17 protein-coding genes and 1 tRNA gene are annotated in these 16,073 nt (G+C 28.1%); 16 read left to right on the forward strand and 2 right to left on the reverse strand.

The genetic code is table 11. The features are described 5' to 3' along the window. Positions 1–10 precede the first annotated feature (10 nt). Genes ylqF through topA form a run of 5 tightly spaced genes read left to right on the forward strand, consistent with a single transcriptional unit; the run spans position 11 to position 4,957 of the window. Complete coding sequence (gene ylqF / locus HMPREF3045_RS03195; RefSeq protein ID WP_070737039.1) at positions 11–847, forward strand: ribosome biogenesis GTPase YlqF; 837 nt, start codon at positions 11–13, stop codon at positions 845–847. Beyond that, positions 834–1,466, forward strand: a complete 633-nt coding sequence (locus tag HMPREF3045_RS03200) for a ribonuclease HII (RefSeq protein ID WP_070737040.1) — start codon at positions 834–836, stop codon at positions 1,464–1,466. Before ylqF ends, HMPREF3045_RS03200 begins: the two co-directional genes overlap by 14 nt. Next, on the forward strand, positions 1,463–1,819 hold the full coding sequence (locus HMPREF3045_RS03205; protein ID WP_070737041.1) for a YraN family protein: 357 nt from the start codon (positions 1,463–1,465) through the stop codon (positions 1,817–1,819). The genes HMPREF3045_RS03200 and HMPREF3045_RS03205 overlap by 4 nt, the downstream gene beginning before the upstream one ends. After that, on the forward strand, positions 1,820–2,899 hold the full coding sequence (gene dprA, locus HMPREF3045_RS03210; protein WP_070640880.1) for a DNA-processing protein DprA: 1,080 nt from the start codon (positions 1,820–1,822) through the stop codon (positions 2,897–2,899). After that, positions 2,900–4,957 (forward strand): type I DNA topoisomerase, encoded by a 2,058-nt coding sequence (topA, locus tag HMPREF3045_RS03215; protein ID WP_070737042.1) that lies wholly within the window; start codon positions 2,900–2,902, stop codon positions 4,955–4,957. Between the two features lie 49 nt (positions 4,958–5,006). Here topA and mscL read toward each other — a convergent pair whose 3' ends face one another. Further along, positions 5,007–5,414: a large conductance mechanosensitive channel protein MscL gene (gene mscL / locus HMPREF3045_RS03220; RefSeq protein ID WP_070640886.1), complete on the reverse strand. Its 408-nt coding sequence runs from the start codon at positions 5,412–5,414 to the stop codon at positions 5,007–5,009. A gap of 107 nt (positions 5,415–5,521) precedes the next feature. Between mscL and HMPREF3045_RS03225 the strand changes: the two genes are divergently transcribed. From HMPREF3045_RS03225 to HMPREF3045_RS03245, 5 genes are all read left to right on the forward strand, one after another. Then, on the forward strand, positions 5,522–6,100 hold the full coding sequence (locus HMPREF3045_RS03225; protein WP_070606116.1) for an NUDIX hydrolase: 579 nt from the start codon (positions 5,522–5,524) through the stop codon (positions 6,098–6,100). A gap of 78 nt (positions 6,101–6,178) precedes the next feature. Further along, positions 6,179–7,012 carry an aminoglycoside 6-adenylyltransferase gene (locus HMPREF3045_RS03230; protein ID WP_070737043.1) on the forward strand — a complete coding sequence of 278 codons (834 nt, stop codon included), beginning with the start codon at positions 6,179–6,181 and terminating at the stop codon, positions 7,010–7,012. An 8-nt stretch (positions 7,013–7,020) separates the two neighbouring features. Beyond that, the gene (locus tag HMPREF3045_RS03235; protein ID WP_070737044.1) at positions 7,021–8,244 is read left to right on the forward strand and encodes a D-alanyl-D-alanine carboxypeptidase family protein; all 1,224 of its coding nucleotides are present in this window, start codon (positions 7,021–7,023) and stop codon (positions 8,242–8,244) included. Between the two features lie 46 nt (positions 8,245–8,290). Next, positions 8,291–8,367 (forward strand) — tRNA-Arg (locus tag HMPREF3045_RS03240). A 94-nt stretch (positions 8,368–8,461) separates the two neighbouring features. Beyond that, entirely contained in the window at positions 8,462–8,935 is a 474-nt protein-coding gene (locus HMPREF3045_RS03245) for a nucleoside deaminase (protein ID WP_004839142.1), read from the forward strand. Positions 8,936–8,960: 25 nt separating this feature from the next. Here the strand turns inward: HMPREF3045_RS03245 and HMPREF3045_RS03250 are convergent, their stop codons facing one another. Further along, entirely contained in the window at positions 8,961–9,359 is a 399-nt protein-coding gene (locus tag HMPREF3045_RS03250; protein WP_019117412.1) for a VOC family protein, read from the reverse strand. Between the two features lie 88 nt (positions 9,360–9,447). Between HMPREF3045_RS03250 and HMPREF3045_RS03255 the strand changes: the two genes are divergently transcribed. The 6 genes from HMPREF3045_RS03255 to HMPREF3045_RS03280 all read left to right on the forward strand — a co-directional run bounded on the left by HMPREF3045_RS03255 (position 9,448) and on the right by HMPREF3045_RS03280 (position 16,020). Then, entirely contained in the window at positions 9,448–10,392 is a 945-nt protein-coding gene (locus HMPREF3045_RS03255; protein WP_070737045.1) for an NAD(P)-dependent oxidoreductase, read from the forward strand. Between the two features lie 2 nt (positions 10,393–10,394). Further along, a complete protein-coding gene (udk, locus tag HMPREF3045_RS03260; RefSeq protein ID WP_070640893.1) occupies positions 10,395–11,009 on the forward strand; it encodes a uridine kinase in 615 nt (204 codons plus the stop codon). Between the two features lies 1 nt (position 11,010). Then, positions 11,011–12,816, forward strand: a complete 1,806-nt coding sequence (gene glgB, locus HMPREF3045_RS03265; protein WP_070737046.1) for a 1,4-alpha-glucan branching protein GlgB — start codon at positions 11,011–11,013, stop codon at positions 12,814–12,816. Next, positions 12,809–13,279 (forward strand): acyl carrier protein, encoded by a 471-nt coding sequence (locus HMPREF3045_RS03270; RefSeq protein ID WP_070737047.1) that lies wholly within the window; start codon positions 12,809–12,811, stop codon positions 13,277–13,279. The genes glgB and HMPREF3045_RS03270 overlap by 8 nt, the downstream gene beginning before the upstream one ends. Positions 13,280–13,303: 24 nt before the next feature. Then, positions 13,304–14,437: an FAD:protein FMN transferase gene (locus HMPREF3045_RS03275; RefSeq protein ID WP_070737147.1), complete on the forward strand. Its 1,134-nt coding sequence runs from the start codon at positions 13,304–13,306 to the stop codon at positions 14,435–14,437. Between the two features lie 104 nt (positions 14,438–14,541). Next, positions 14,542–16,020, forward strand: coding sequence for a DUF1846 domain-containing protein (locus HMPREF3045_RS03280; RefSeq protein ID WP_070606107.1), 1,479 nt, complete (start codon positions 14,542–14,544; stop codon positions 16,018–16,020). Positions 16,021–16,073: the final 53 nt, after the last annotated feature.

Here is a 16,073-nt window from a genome sequence, read left to right on the forward strand (position 1 = left end):
AGGGGGATATATGAATATAAATTGGTATCCGGGTCATATGAAAAAGACCAAAGAAGAAATTAAAAATTCTCTAAAACTTGTTGATATAGTTTTAGAAGTAATAGATGCAAGAATTCCAAAATCTTCAAGAAATCCTTTGATTTCAGAAATCACTGAAAAAAAAGATAGAATTATTATAATGAATAAAACTGATCTTTCAGATCCAGTTGAAAATGAAAAATGGATAAAAAAATTTGCTGATGATGGAATAAAAGCAATAAAGATGAATGCAAAAGAAAAAATAAATACTAAAGAAATTTATAATATAGCAAAAGAAATTCTTTCAGAAAAATTTAAAAAAAATGAAGAAAAAAATATTGAAAATGAAAATATTAGGATGATGGTTGTAGGAATTCCAAATTCTGGCAAATCTACTTTTATTAATAATATAGCCAAAAGAAAGGGAGCAAGGGTTGGAAATAGACCTGGAGTTACTCAACAAAAACAATGGATAAAAACAAAAGAAAATATTTTGCTTTTAGATACACCAGGAGTTTTGTGGCCAAAATTTGATGGGCAAACAGGACTTAATTTGTCTTTTACAAATGCAATTAAGGATGAAATTTTAAATATTGAGGAATTGTGCCTTAAATTTATTGAATTTATGAAAGAATTCTATCCGAAAAATTTGGAAGAAAGGTATAAGATAGATTCTAATAAAACTGCTCTTGAAATTTATGAAGAAATCGGGATAAAAAGAGGGGCAATTATTAGAAAAGGCGAAGTTGATTATACAAGATGTGCAAATTTGATTTTTAATGATTTTAGAAGTGGAAAACTTGGAAGGATAACAATTGAAAAATCCTAGATATTCTGAATTTAATGATAAAATAAAAAATGAAATTCATGAAAAATATGAATTGATTGCAGGAATTGATGAAGTTGGAAGAGGTCCTTTGGCAGGACCTGTTGTAGCTTGTGCAGTTATAATGAAGAAAGATTCTCATATTGAAGGAGTTACAGATTCCAAAAAATTATCAAAAAAGAAAATGAATGAACTCTACCAAAAAATTATAGATGATACGATTTTCTATTCTTTTGGTTATGCAAATAATATCCTTATTGATAAGATAAATATAAAAGAGGCTACAAGACTTGCTATGAAAAATGCCCTTGAAGGATTAAATAAAAAACCTCAAATTGTTTTAATTGATGCTGAAAGAATTGATACTCATATTAAGCAATTAAATATAGTAAAGGGCGATTTGTATGAATATTCTATTTCATGTGCATCAATTCTTGCTAAGGTTAGAAGGGATAAGATAATGGAAAATTTCTCAAAAATTTATCCTTATTATTCATTTGAAACAAACGCAGGATATGGAACAAAAAAACACTACGATGGTCTTGAAAAATATGGAGAATGTCCAATTCATAGAAAAACTTTTTTAAGAAAATTTTATGAAAGGCAATTATCTTTTCTATGAAAAGCAAAAAAAGAACAATAGGAGATTTTGGGGAAGAAATAGCCTTAAAATATTTGGAGAAAAAAGGTTACCAAATTTTGGATAGAAATTTCCTAAAACACTACGGAGAAATTGATATTATTGCAATAAAAAATGATATTTTGACCTTTGTGGAAGTTAAAACTAGAAAAAATGATGAATTTAAGCCTGCAAGTTTGGATGTTGATTATTATAAACAAGAAAGAATCAAAAAAACAGCTCAAGCCTATATAATGGAAAAAGATTTGGGCGAATTTTTGATCTCTTTTGATGTGTGCGAAGTTTATCTTGAAAATAAAACAATTCATTACATAAAAAACGCTTTTGGTGATTAGATGGACAAAAAAGATTTGTTATTATATTTTAATTTTATAAATTTACAAAATAAAATAATTTTGGATTTTTGCGAAAATCTTGATATGGATAATTTTTTTGACCTTGATAGGAAAATTTTTGAAAATTTATCTAAGATAAATAAAGAAAAGATATTTTCTTCTAAGAATTTAGAAAATTTTAAAGCTTATAGACAAAAAGTTTTTAATGGTCCTTATAAAATTTCTACCATATACGATGATAATTATCCGATAAATTTATCCTATATAGATGATAGGCCGGCTCTTTTCTATTACAAAGGGAATTTGGAAAAGGAAGACAAAAACGCCATAGCTTTTGTTGGGGCAAGGAAATGTACTGATTATGGGAAATGGGCTTGTAAAAAAATCGTAGAAGGTTTTAAGGATACAAATATTAGGACTGTATCAGGTCTTGCCTATGGCATTGATGCAATTAGCCACAAGGTAAGTCTTGAAAATAATATAAAAACTATTGGGGTAATTGGTTCAGGTCTTGATATAATTTATCCTAAGGCAAATAAGTATTTGTACGAAAAAATTGAAGAAAAAGGTGTAATTATTTCAGAATTTCCTTTAGAAACTCCACCAAATGCTTACAATTTTCCAAGAAGAAATAGAATAATTTCAGGACTTAGCAAAGGAGTTTGCGTAATTGAAGCAAAAGAAAAATCTGGAACTATGATTACAACAAATTTCGCTCTGGATCAAGGCAGAGAAGTATTTTGCCTACCTGGAAATATAAATTCAATTTATTCAAAAGGTTGTAATAAATTAATTCAAGAAGGCTCAAAGCTTGTGATGGATGCGTCTGATATAATTGATGAAATTGAAGATTTTAAAAATATAAATGAGAAAAAAACAAAATTAAGTCTTGATGGACTTGATAAAGATACGCTAAATGTAGTAAAGTATATAATCGATAAACCATCTTCAAATGCAGATGAGATTTCTCAAAATCTTTGTATGTCGATTGAAGAGGTAAATTATATTTTGATATTTTTAGAATTAAATGATTACATAGAAAATATGGGAAATAATGAATACGTAAGTAAAGGGGATTAAATGGCAAAAAATTTAGTAATTGTAGAATCTCCAACCAAGGCTAAGTCAATCACTAGGATGCTAGGCTCAAATTATAAGGTAAGAGCAACTTATGGACATCTTAGAGATTTGCCAAAGTCAAAACTTGGAGTTGATATAGAAGATGATTTTGAACCAAAATATATAAAAGTTCGTGGAAAGGCAAAAACAATCAATGCCTTAAAAAAAGAAGCAGAAAGCGTAGATAAAGTTTATCTTGCAACAGACCCTGATAGAGAAGGTGAGGCAATAAGCTGGCATTTGCAATATCTTTTGGGACTTGATAAAAGTGAATTAAACAGAGTAGAATTTCATGAGATAACAAAAAATAATGTAAAAAATGCTATCAAAAATCCAAGAAAAATCGACCAAAATTTGGTAGATAGCCAACAAGCAAGAAGAATTATGGATAGGATAGTAGGTTATGAAATTTCTCCGATTTTGTGGAAAAGAGTAAAATCTGGTCTATCTGCAGGAAGAGTCCAATCAGTTGCTTTAAAACTAATTGTAGATAAGCAAAGGGAAATTGATTCTTTTGTTCCTGAAGAATATTGGACAATTACAGCCAAGCACAAAGAAGATAAAATTGAATTTGAATCAGAATTTTATGGGTCAAAATCCAAAAAAATGAAAATTTCAAATGAAAATGGGGCAGAAAAAATCCTAAATAGGATTGATAAGGACAAGTTTGAAGTTTTTGATATTCAAAAAACAAAAAAGAAAAGAAAACCACAAAAGCCTTACACAACTTCAACTTTACAACAAGATGCCTCAAACAAATTAGGATTTTCTACCAAATATACCATGTCTCTTGCCCAACAATTATTTGAAGGAATTGATCTTGGACAAAAGGGTAGAGTCGGTCTAATTACTTATATGAGAACAGATGCCACAAGACTTTCAAATGAAATTATTGGAGAAAGTTTATCATATATTAAGGAAAAATTTGGAGAAAAATACGCATCAAAAGGAAATTCTTATTCCAAAAAATCAAAAACAAGTCAAGATGCTCACGAAGCAATAAGACCAACTTCAATTTACAATGATCCAATAAGTGTAAAAGAATATTTAACAGACCAACAATATAAACTCTACAAATTAATTTGGACAAGAGTTGTTGCAAGTCAAATGACAGATTACGAATATTTGTCAACATCTCTTTCTTTTGATTCAAATGGAGTAATTTTTAAAACAAATGGAAAAATAACTTTGTTTGATGGATTTATGAAAGTTTCAAATGCAAAAGAAAATGAAAATATCCTACCAGATTTAAAAAAGGGAGATATTATAAAGGCAATTGATATAAAAAAAGACCAACATTTTACAAAACCACCAGCAAATTACACAGAAGCAAGTCTTGTAAAAACTTTGGAAGAATATGGAATAGGAAGACCATCAACCTATTCATCAACAATAGCTTCAATTATTTCAAGAAATTATGTAGAATTTGAACAAAGAAAAATTCTTCCTACAAAACTTGGAATAAGAGTAAATGATTTTTTACAAGAAAGTTTTGACGACATAATAAATGTAGAATTCACAGCGAAAATGGAAGATGAGCTTGATAAAATTGCTCAAGATGAAGTTTATTGGAAAGATGTCTTGAAATCTTTTTATGAAGGATTTGAAAAAGATTTAAAACAAGTTTCAAAAGATAGGACAGATTATAAGGTAAAAGATAAAGTTTTGGATGAAAAATGTCCAAAGTGTGGCCATCCGCTTGCAGAAAAACACGGAAGAAATGGAAAATTTATTGGATGTACAAATTTTCCAGAATGCGATTTTACAAAATCAATCATAAAAACAACAGGTGTAAAATGTCCAGAATGTGAAAATGGAGAAATAATAGAAAAAGTTTCTAAGAAGGGCAAAAGATTTTACGGCTGTTCAAATTTTCCAAAATGTGATTACGCAACATGGGATCCACCAACAGGCGAAAAATGTCCAAAATGCGGAGACCTTTTAGTCCACAAAAAAAATAGATCAACTGATGAAATAAAATGTAATTCTTGTGATTACGTTAAAGAAAAAAGAAGATAAAATTTTGTATTAAAAAAGCAGGCTTTATGCCTGCTTTATTTTTTAAAAATTATTTAATTTCTTCAGAGAATCCTTCAAGTTTTGATGTACAATTTGGACATCTTGTTGCTTCTATATTAATTTCTGATTTACAGTGAGGGCAAATTTTTGTTGTAGCTTCTACAACTTCTTCTTTTTTTGCTTTGTTCAATGCTTTTACAATTAAAAATAGGAATAATGAAATAATTAAAAATGTAATAATTGCATTTATAACGCTACCTATTTGTAATTTTGCTCCAAAAAAATTAACTGCTAAATCTTCGTAATCAACTCCTGCTGTAAGTCCTGAAATAATTGGCATCAAAATTCCATCTACAACTGCACTTACAATTGCAGTGAAAGCAGAGCCCATGATAAGACCTATTGCCAAGTCAACTACATTTCCCTTTGAAATAAATTCTTTAAATTCTTTCCACATAATATCTCCTTATTTCTTATTTGTCTTCATTATACCCATATTTTTATAAATGTGTAGGATAGAAAATATTTTAAAAATAGTATAGTGATTATAAGGAGAAAAAATTTATGAAAAATTTACAAGTTGATGATGAATTTTATAAAAAATTATCTAAATATGCTGTTTTTATTCCTATAATTAATATTGATGGGAAAGACCATATTTTATTTGAAGTTAGGAGTAATCTCATTTCCCAAGCTGGCGAAGTTTCTTTTCCTGGTGGTGGAGTAAATGAAGGCGAAAAATTTGAGATGGCTGCCATTAGGGAATGTAGGGAAGAATTAAATTTAGACGAAAAAGATGTTTCGTTGATTGATTATTCTTCTATGATTTTGTCTTCTTCAAATAGGCTAATCAAAGCTTATTATGGAAGAATTAATAAAAATTTTGAAAATATTTCTTATAATATGGAAGTTGATTCTATTTTTACGGTTTCTATTGATTATTTGAAAAAAAATCCTCCAGAAAAATATACGGCAAAACTCAAAATGGATTTGCCAGATGATTTTCCTTTTGAAAAAATTCCTAATGGGAAAAATTATAATTTTTGGCAAAGATACCATACATTTTATTTTTATAATACAAAACCTGTTATATGGGGAATGACTGCAAATGTTTTGAAAGATTTTTTGAAATTTTATAAATAATTATTTCTTATAAAGATTTATAATTTGTGGTAAAATTAGTTTATAGGAGAATTGTTTGTAAGAAAGAAAGATGTGGTTATGAAAAGTTATATTATAGAAAAATTAAAAGATTATTCCAAATCTAATGAAAAAGTCAAGGCGATTTTTTTTGTAAAGGAAGATAATAATAATAAATATTTGCAAAATATTCATCTTGTTTTGAGCGATATTATTATTTCAAAAATCAAAGAAGATTTGGAAAATATTTTTGATGATTATGCAATGATTAATAAAAGAAAAGATTCTTTTGAGCTTGATAAAAAAAATCAACAATTTACAAAGTTCGAACTTTATACTAATGACTCTACAAAAATTTCCATAAATTTAATTTTGGAAGATAAGGCAAATGATTTTATAAAATTGTGTCCGGGAAGTATTGAATTTATTTGTGATAAAATGAATTTAGAAGAAGAAATTGGTGAGAAAAATATTGTTTATAGTCTTGCTCGTGAATTTGAATTTGATGAGTGTTGTAAGAACTTTTTTTCAAGCTGTTTGGATGTTTCTTTTAATCTTATGTCAAGAGATCTTATTAGTGCAGGCTATAGAATGCAAAGTGTAAGGGATTATCTATATAAATTATTAAATTGGTATATAATTGATAAATTTAATAAGGGCAAAGATGCTGGGGAGTATGGACAAAATTTAATTCATACTTTGGAAGCTGATATTAAGGAAGAATTGCTTTTGACTTTTAAAACAAATGATATTACTGAAATTTATGGGGCAATTTTTGCAGCTTGCCAATTGTTTAGAAAAATTGGTATGCAACTTTCTGAAAAATTTAATTTTTCTTATCCAAAAAAAGATGATGTTTATACACTAAAGCTTTTGAGAAAAAATTATAAAAAAATGGAATCGCTACAAGTTTAGGGGGATGAATGAAAAGGAAAAAAATTATAGCATTTTTATTGGCGTTTTTATTTATATTTTCTCCAATCAAAACTTTTGCTGATGATACGGTAGCAAAAGAAGGAGATAATATTGTTGGTGCTGATAAATTTGTAAAAGCGTACTTGATTGGAAATCAAGAAAGTGGAGATATTTTTTATCAAAAAAATGCAGATCAAACTTATCCAATAGCATCAATGAGTAAGCTTATGACATTTTTGCTTGCAAGAGATGCAATCGAAAGCGGAAAAATTTCTTTTGATACAAAGGTTAAGGGAACTAAGGAAGCTGAAGACTTAACAGGGCCAGAATATTCTGCAATGGGAATTAAAGAAGGCGAACAATACACAATAAAAGAATTGCTCACAGGTCTTATGGTTGTAAGTGGTAATGATTGTGCAAATCTTTTGGCAAGTACAATTTCAGGAAGTGAAGCTAATTTTGCCAATGAAATGAACAAAAAAGCCCAAGAATTAAATTTGAAAAGTCAAAAATATTACAATGCATCAGGAATAAATACGGAAGATGATAAACAAAATTCATCATCTGCAAAAGATTTATTTGAACTTACAAGAATAATTCTTAGCAAATACCCAGATGTTTTAGAATATTCAAAAATAAATGAGATTAATGATAACAAAAAAGATATTCACAAAAAATCAACTATTCCACTTAGGGACGAAATAAAAGGCGTTGATGGATTAAAAACAGGAACAACAGAAGAAGCTGGTCATTGTCTTACAACAACCATCGATATGAACAAATTTGATCCAAAAAATGAATTTAGGGCAATAGGAATTGTGATGGGAGCTGAAGAAAATGAATTTAGAAATTCAGCTATGACCGATTTAATTTATTACGTTTCAAGATATTTTAATTATAAAAAACTTACAGATAAAGATTTGCCTAGCGATTCAATAAAAGTTAATTCTGTAAAAGAAGGATATGTAGAATTATATCCAGAAAAAACAGTTGGCTTTATAATTAAAGACAAAGCAATGCCAAGTGTGAAAATTAAAATTAATAAAGACATAAAAGCACCAATTAAAAAAAATGAAAAACTCGGCAAGGCTTACATAAAATATAAGGACAAATCATACGAAGTCAATTTGATAAGCAAAAAGGATCAACAAAAGGCATCTAACTTTACTAGAGTAAAAAGAACAGTATCAGATGCTTGCAATTTTTTGGTAGAATGTATTATAGCTAGATAGAAAAAGTTTTACTTTTTCTATCTTTTCTGCTATACTATTGGGGTAGGTCCTGGTAGCTCAGCTGGATAGAGCACCGCCCTCCTAAGGCGGGTGTCGGAGGTTCGAATCCTCTTCAGGACGCCAAATATTTTTAGCTATTGCAAATTTTTAAAAAATGAGCGATAGCTTTTTTTGTTGAAAAAATAATTTAAAATATTTTAAAATTGTGGAGAAATAAATGGATGATATTTTTTATATGAAAGAAGCCATAAACGAGGCAAAGCTTGCAAGATTAGAAGACGAAGTTCCAATTGGTTGTGTGATTGTAAAAGATGAAAAAATAATTGCAAGAAGTCACAACTATACCTACAAAGGAAAATCTGCATTGAAACACGCAGAAATTCTTGCGATTGATAAGGCGAGCAAGTATGTTGGAGATTTTAGATTAGAAGATTGCACAATGTATGTAACAATGGAGCCTTGTTCCATGTGCGCTGGAGCAATAATAAATTCAAGAATAAAAAGATTAGTTATAGGTCTTGCTGATGTAAAAAGAGGAGCTTGCGGTTCAAACACAAATATTACAGGTGATAGAAGCCAACTTCATTATTTAGATGCAGAATTTGGTTTGATGAAAGAAGAAAGCCTAGAGCTTTTGCAAAATTTTTTTAAAAAATTGAGAAATAAAAAGAAAAAAGATTCTTGCCAATAAGGGTAAGAATCTTTTTTAAAATAAATTAAATTGTAGCAATAATTTGCCAAAATACCTTGTATTTATCGATCAAGGTTGTAAATAATTTCTTATTAATTGTTTGGGGTTGCATTAATACCTTTGATTCCTTTTCAAGTTTTGAATAAGCCTTATATAAATTTTCGCTGTTTGTTTCAATAACAACCCTTCCATTATTTCCACTTGTCCAATGCTTATCATCAGTTGTGTCAAATAAATATACATTATTTCCATAAATTTCTAATTTTGAATTATAAATTCGATCTCGGATTTCTTCGGGAAAGTTATACTGTTCAAAGTCAGAATATCTGATTATTTTTTCGGGCGGATCAAGGTCAAACATATCGCAATAATATTCAATAGCCTCCAAGCATTTTCCATTTTTAAATGATATACCAACTGCCATATTAAATTCCTTTCTTTAATTAAATTTAACATAATAGTATAATAATATCAAGATAAAAAATTATTAATAAAATATAAAGGGGGCGTAAATGAAGATTTCTTTAATAGATCCTTTGCTCGTTGATGATAGAATAATTGAAAGTCATAAGAATAAAATAGAAAAACTTGGCCATGAATTTCAATATTTCAAAAAAAGCGCATCTGATGATGAAAAAATAATTGAAAGATTAAAAGACAGCGATGTGGCTATAATTACAAATAATAAATTTTCAAAAAATGTAATTGAAAATACAAATTTAAAATTAATTGATGTGGCATTCACTGGTTTTAATCATGTTGATATTGAAGCTTGCAATGAAAAAAATATTATTGTAGAAAATGCCAGCGGATATTCTGATGATTCTGTTGCTGAGCTAGTGCTTGGTCTTACAATTTCTCTTATGAGAAAATTTAATGAAAACAGAAAAAATATGTATGAAGATGAATCTTTTAAGGTCATTGGTCAAATTATAAAAGGAAAAACTGTTGGAGTTGTTGGCACAGGAAAAATTGGAATAAGAGTTATTGAATTATTTAAGGCTTTTGGTGCAAATATTTTGGCATATAGTCGAAGTGAAAAAGATGAAGTGAAAAATCTTGGTGCAAAGTATGTTAGCCTTGATGAGCTTTTGAAAAATTCTGATATTGTTACAATTCATCTTCCTCAAAACAAAGAAACTTGTGGTTTTATTGGACAAAATGAGCTTGATCTTATGAAAGATAAGGCGATTTTGATAAATTGTGCAAGGGGACCGATTGTTGACAATGATTATTTGGCAAAATTATTAAATGAAGACAAGTTAAGAGCTGGCATTGATGTTTTTGATATGGAACCTCCGATTGATAAAAATTATCCGCTTAGAAATGCAAAAAACACAGTGCTTACAAATCATGTAGGATTTTTAACTCAAGAAGCTATGGATATTAGATGTGAAATTGTTTTTGATAATTTATATAAGTTTCTTGATGGCAAAATCGTAAATAAAGTAAATTAATTATGGATACAAAAATTATAGCAATAGCAGGCGGATCTGCTAGTGGAAAATCTTCTATTGTTGAATATATAAAAAATTATTTTTCTAAAGATTTATATGTAATTGGACATGACAATTATTATAAATCACATGATGATCTTAGTTTTGAAGATAGGGAAAAATTAAATTATGATAAACCAGAATCTTTTGACAATGAAATGTTTTTAAAGGATCTTTTGGCTTTAAAGGCTGGAAAAGAAATTGATATGCCAACTTATGATTATAATATTCATACTAGAAGCAAAGAGACAATTCATGTTGTTCCAAAAAAAATAATTCTTATTGAAGGAATTTTGGTTTTGTATGATGAGAGAATAAGAAATATTTTGGATACTTGCGTTTTTATTGATGCGGATAGTGACGTAAGACTTCAAAGAAGAATTTTAAGAGATACTAAAGAAAGATCTAGGAGTTTGGAATCTGTTTTGACTCAATATATAAAACAAGTAAAGCCAATGCACGAAAAATATGTTGAGCCAACAAAAAAATATGCAGATATAATAATTCCAAGAGGAGCAAAAAATACTAGAGGAATAGATATTTTAATTAAGCATATCGAAGATTTGATTGAGGAATAAAATGGAAGTGAAGTTACTTGATGTAGATTATAAAAAAATAGAATCATACTTAAATGGCGATTCCAAGTTGGGCCATAAAATTTTTGGATCAATAAAAAAAGATGATGGATATGTTTTTAGATTGTATGCTCCAAAAGCTGATAGGGTTTTAATCAAAGGGGATTTTTCAAATTGGCAAGAAATTCCTATGTTTAAAAATGAAAAGTATGGATATTTTTATAAATTTATTAAGGCAAAAGAGGGCGATTACTATAAATATGTTATAGAAAGTCAAGGAAATAGATTTGAAAAATTTGATCCTTATGGAAAATATTTTGATATGTCTCCAGAATTTGCTACAAAAATTATTGATACATCTTATGATTTTTCTGATGAAAAATGGATGAAAAAAAGAGAAAAAAATTTTGATAAACCAGTAAATATTTATGAAATTCATTTGGGAAGCTGGTTAAGGTATAATTCTATGCCAAATATTTTGGATATAGTTGATAAATTAATTTCTTACGTAAAAGATATGGGCTATACTCACATAGAGCTTATGCCAATTACAGAACACCCTTATTATCCTTCTTGGGGCTATCAAGTTTCAGGATTTTTTGCTATGTCATCAAGATATGGTTCTATAAAAGATTTGCAAAAATTTGTAGAGATTTGCCACCAAAATGATATTGGAGTAATTTTTGATTTTGTAATTGTTCATTTTGCTAAAGATTATTATGCCCTTAAATATTTTGATGGAACTAGTCTTTACGAATCTGATTATAAAGATTTGCAATATTCTGAATGGGGAAGTTTAAATTTTGATTATTCCAAAGGCCATGTAAGAAGTTTTATGAAATCTGCCATTAATTTTTGGATAGAAAATTGTCATTTCGATGGAATAAGAATTGATGCAGTTTCTAATATGATTTATTATGATGGAAATAAAAATAGGGGAGTAAATCCTAATAATATTAAATTTTTAAAAGAATTAAACAGAGATCTTTCAAATGATTATCCAAATTTTATGAAAATTGCAGAAGATTCATCATCTTATGAATTTGTAACAGAAAAAAATTCACAAGATAGTCTTGGTTTTGATTACAAGTGGGATTTGGGATGGATGAATGACACTTGCAAATATTTTGAAGTTGATTCAATAAACAGATATATGTATCAAGGAAAAATTAATTTTTCTATGTTTTATTTTTACAGAGAAAATTTTCTTTTGCCTTTAAGCCATGACGAGGTAGTTCATCTAAAAAAACCTATGATAAATAAAATGAATGGTTTTTATGAAGATAGGTTTAAACAATTAAAATTATTAAATACTTATCAAATAACTCATCCTGGCAAAAAATTAAATTTTATGGGCAATGAATTTGCAACTTTTGATGAATGGAATGAAAATGAATCTTTAAATTGGGATATTTTAAAATTTCCAATACATTCAGATTTTAAAAAATTTGTAAAAGATTTAAATTATCTTTACAAGGACAATCCAAGTTTTTACAAAAATGATTTTGATGAAAAAGGATTTTTGTGGAAAGTTGTTGATGACAATATAAATTCTGTTTTTGCCTACGAAAGACTTGCAGATGATAAAAGATTTTTGGTAGTATTAAATATGACTAATACTTACAAAAAATCTTATCCTATTTTTTACGATGAAAATTTGATTTTTGTTGAAAAAATTAATAGTCTTTCTGAAAAATATGGTGGAGATAAATATAAAAGAGAAAATATAAAAATTAATAAGGGGGAAAATCTTGAGCTAGAGCTTTGGGAATATGAGGCTGTAGTTTTTGAAATAAAAGAAAATGAGTAGAAACAAAGAGGCTATCAATCTTTCTTGGTTGGTAGAAAAATGGACAATTTGGGATAATTCATATTTAAAAAATATTTGGTTAAATCTTGATACTTTGGATTTGATAAGAATAAATGATGATATGGATAACAATGACGATATAGAAGAATCTTATATTGATATTGAAAATAATATGGACGAATTTGTTTGTATGCCAGGTCGCGAAGCTGTAAATAAAAAACTTGCAAGAGAAGTTTTTATGGATTATTTGGATAGCGTTGATAGGGATAGGCTTTTTGAAAATTATAATGAATACTCAGCTGACGAGGAATTTTTGGATTTGATTTATGAGCTAGGACTTGAAAATAAACTCCAAGAATTTAGAGAAAAAATTGCTGGAGCTATTTTATTAAATTGGGCAAATGAAGAAGATATTAAAGTAAATAAAGATATGGTAGTAATAGATTTATATAATAGGGATTAGATTTTGAAAAATAAAAAAATAAAAATGACTTGTGTGGTGCTAGGCTTATGTTTAGCACTTTCATCATGTAATAAAAAAATTGAAAAAGTTAAACCGGAAGCAAAAAGCAATATTAAAAGTGAAATGAGTGATGATAAAAAAATTTCTTCAAACAATTCAAATAATGTTGACGAAAATCAATTGAAAAAATTTGAGGCAACAATTTATGAATACTTTGACACAATAACAACTTTTACTGCTTATTGCAAAAATGAAGAAGAATTTAACAAATACAAAGATTTAGTTGAACAAAGAATGGCAGAATATCATAAATTATTTAATAATTATGATAAATTTGATAAGGTAAATAATTTTTCCACAATAAACGAAAATGCTGGAAAAGAAAAAGTCAAAGTTGACAAAAAAATAATTGATATTTTAAAAGAAGGAAAAAAATGGTACAAGGAAACTGATGGCGATATAAACATTGCATACGGCAGAGTTTTGAAAATATGGCTTGATTTAAGAGAAAAAAGTGAAAAAGATCCAGAAAATATAAAGCTTCCATCAGACAAACAGCTCGAAGAAGCAGGAAAATATAGAAATATAGATGCCATAGAAATAGATGAAAAAAATCAAACAGCATACATTAATGATAAAAATGTTCAAATTGATATTGGCGGAATTGGAAAAGGCTACGCAACTGAATTAATAAAAAAAGAATTGATGGAAAAAGGACTTCAAACTGGAATTTTATCAGTTGGTGGCGACGTTGCAATAATTGGAAAAAATCCTACAAGACCATCGGGGAAATTTAAAATTGCAATCAAAGATCCATCACTATCAGAAGATCATCCTTACGCTTCAGTAGTTTCTGTAAATAAGACATCAGTTGTAACAAGTGGAGATTATGAAAGATATTTTGAAATTGACGGAAAAAAATATCATCACATTATAGATCCAGATACAAATTATCCATCAACAAAATTTAAATCTGTTTCAGTAATAACAGATAATATTGCCTATGCAGATGCCCTTTCAACAGCTCTTTTTATAAAAGATTTGGAAGAAGGAAAAAAATTAGTCAAAAAATTTAATGCAGAAGCTTATTGGATTGACAAAGATGGCAATACATTTAAAACTGAAAATTGGGACAAATACGAAGTAAAAGAAAAATAAAATTTTTTAAAAAATTTGATGCGATATTTCGCATCTTTTTTTATAAAAATATTCAAAAATTTTTTCATCTAGTATATAATATAATCTGTATTTAGGAGGTAGGAATGATAAAAAAAGCTTTTAATAATGATAAATATATAAAAATCCAGTCGGAAAAAATAGAGGAAAGAATAAAAGAATTTGATAAGTTGTATCTTGAATTTGGCGGAAAATTATTTGATGATTCTCACGCATCAAGAGTTTTGCCAGGATTTTTGCCTGATTCTAAATTACAAATGTTAAAAAAATTAAAAGATATTACTGAAATTGTAATCGTAATAAACGCAAATGATATTGAATCAAATAAAATCAGATCAGATCTTGATATAGGTTATGACACAGAAGTTTTAAGGCTAAAAACTTCTTTTGAGGATTTGGGATTTTTTGTAAATTCAATAGTGATAACTCAATTCGATAACCAACCATCAGCTATAAAATATGGAAAATATCTTGATAGTTTAAATATAAAAAATTATAAGACTTATGACATTGAAGGTTATCCAAATAATATTCCTCATATTATAAGCAAAGATGGTTTTGGAAAAAATGATTATATACAAACAAGTAGGGACTTGGTAGTTATAACAGGACCAGGACCAGGAAGTGGAAAGCTTGCAACTTGTCTTTCACAAATGTATTTGGAAAATGAAAGAGGAATAAACGCAGGCTATGCAAAATTTGAAACTTTTCCAGTGTGGAACCTTCCTTTAAAACACCCAGTAAATATTGCCTACGAAGCAGCTACAGCCGATTTAAACGATGTAAATATGATTGATCCATATCATCTTGAAGCTTATGGAAAAACAACAGTAAATTATAATAGGGACGTTGAAGCTTTTCCTATTTTAAAACAAATGTTTGAAAAAATTTCTGGAGTTTGCCCTTACAAATCTCCAACTGATATGGGAGTGAATATGGTTGGTTTTTGTATCGACGATGAGAAAGAAACAATAAAGGCTTGTGAAAATGAAATAATAAGAAGATATTACAATGCCTTAGTAGATTTTAAACTTGCAAAATCCGACTTTAAACCTGTAGAAAAAATAGAAATTTTGATGAGCGGACTAAATTTAGAATCATCAGATAGGATAGTTGCCATAAAAGCTAGAGAAAAACAAAAAGAAAAAAATTCAGAAATTTTTGCAATTGAGCTTGGTGGTGGAAAAATTGTTACAGGCAAAAAATCAAAATTAATGTCATCTCCAGCAGCTTGTATTTTAAATGCCTTAAAAGAAATTTCTGGAATAAATGATGAAATTCCATTAATATCTCCACATATATTAGAGCCAGTTTTGAAATTAAAAGAAGATATTTTAAAACAAAAAGAGGAGTCCTTATCAGTTGATGATGTGTTGATTGCTCTTTCAATATCAGCAACAACAAATCCAGTAAGTCATTTGGCACTAGAAAATTTAAATAAGCTAAAAGGACTTGATGCTCACTCAACAATAATTTTAAACGACAGCGACAAAAAAACTCTTTTAAAAATGCATTTTAATTTCACCCAAGATCCAGTGTTATCACAAGGATATTTAAATATTTAAAAAATTCCCCGATGAGGGAATTCAGAGCGTAGACAAACCCTCAAGCACGAATA

Source organism: Anaerococcus sp. HMSC075B03, from assembly GCF_001815585.1.
In the GTDB taxonomy this organism is placed as follows: domain Bacteria; phylum Bacillota; class Clostridia; order Tissierellales; family Peptoniphilaceae; genus Anaerococcus; species Anaerococcus vaginalis.

Bases quoted from the DNA above. Each gene is read 5' to 3' on its own strand.
- HMPREF3045_RS03280 (WP_070606107.1), top strand. From the start codon at position 14,542: ATGATAAAAAAAGCTTTTAATAATGATAAATATATAAAAATCCAGTCG.
- HMPREF3045_RS03275 (WP_070737147.1), top strand. From the start codon at position 13,304: ATGACTTGTGTGGTGCTAGGCTTATGTTTAGCACTTTCATCATGTAAT.
- dprA (WP_070640880.1), top strand. From the start codon at position 1,820: ATGGACAAAAAAGATTTGTTATTATATTTTAATTTTATAAATTTACAA.
- glgB (WP_070737046.1), top strand. From the start codon at position 11,011: ATGGAAGTGAAGTTACTTGATGTAGATTATAAAAAAATAGAATCATAC.
- HMPREF3045_RS03230 (WP_070737043.1), top strand. From the start codon at position 6,179: ATGAAAAGTTATATTATAGAAAAATTAAAAGATTATTCCAAATCTAAT.
- HMPREF3045_RS03270 (WP_070737047.1), top strand. From the start codon at position 12,809: ATGAGTAGAAACAAAGAGGCTATCAATCTTTCTTGGTTGGTAGAAAAA.
- HMPREF3045_RS03255 (WP_070737045.1), top strand. From the start codon at position 9,448: ATGAAGATTTCTTTAATAGATCCTTTGCTCGTTGATGATAGAATAATT.
- HMPREF3045_RS03245 (WP_004839142.1), top strand. From the start codon at position 8,462: ATGGATGATATTTTTTATATGAAAGAAGCCATAAACGAGGCAAAGCTT.
- HMPREF3045_RS03225 (WP_070606116.1), top strand. From the start codon at position 5,522: ATGAAAAATTTACAAGTTGATGATGAATTTTATAAAAAATTATCTAAA.
- HMPREF3045_RS03250 (WP_019117412.1), bottom strand. From the start codon at position 9,359: ATGGCAGTTGGTATATCATTTAAAAATGGAAAATGCTTGGAGGCTATT.
- ylqF (WP_070737039.1), top strand. From the start codon at position 11: ATGAATATAAATTGGTATCCGGGTCATATGAAAAAGACCAAAGAAGAA.
- HMPREF3045_RS03205 (WP_070737041.1), top strand. From the start codon at position 1,463: ATGAAAAGCAAAAAAAGAACAATAGGAGATTTTGGGGAAGAAATAGCC.
- mscL (WP_070640886.1), bottom strand. From the start codon at position 5,414: ATGTGGAAAGAATTTAAAGAATTTATTTCAAAGGGAAATGTAGTTGAC.
- udk (WP_070640893.1), top strand. From the start codon at position 10,395: ATGGATACAAAAATTATAGCAATAGCAGGCGGATCTGCTAGTGGAAAA.
- HMPREF3045_RS03235 (WP_070737044.1), top strand. From the start codon at position 7,021: ATGAAAAGGAAAAAAATTATAGCATTTTTATTGGCGTTTTTATTTATA.
- topA (WP_070737042.1), top strand. From the start codon at position 2,900: ATGGCAAAAAATTTAGTAATTGTAGAATCTCCAACCAAGGCTAAGTCA.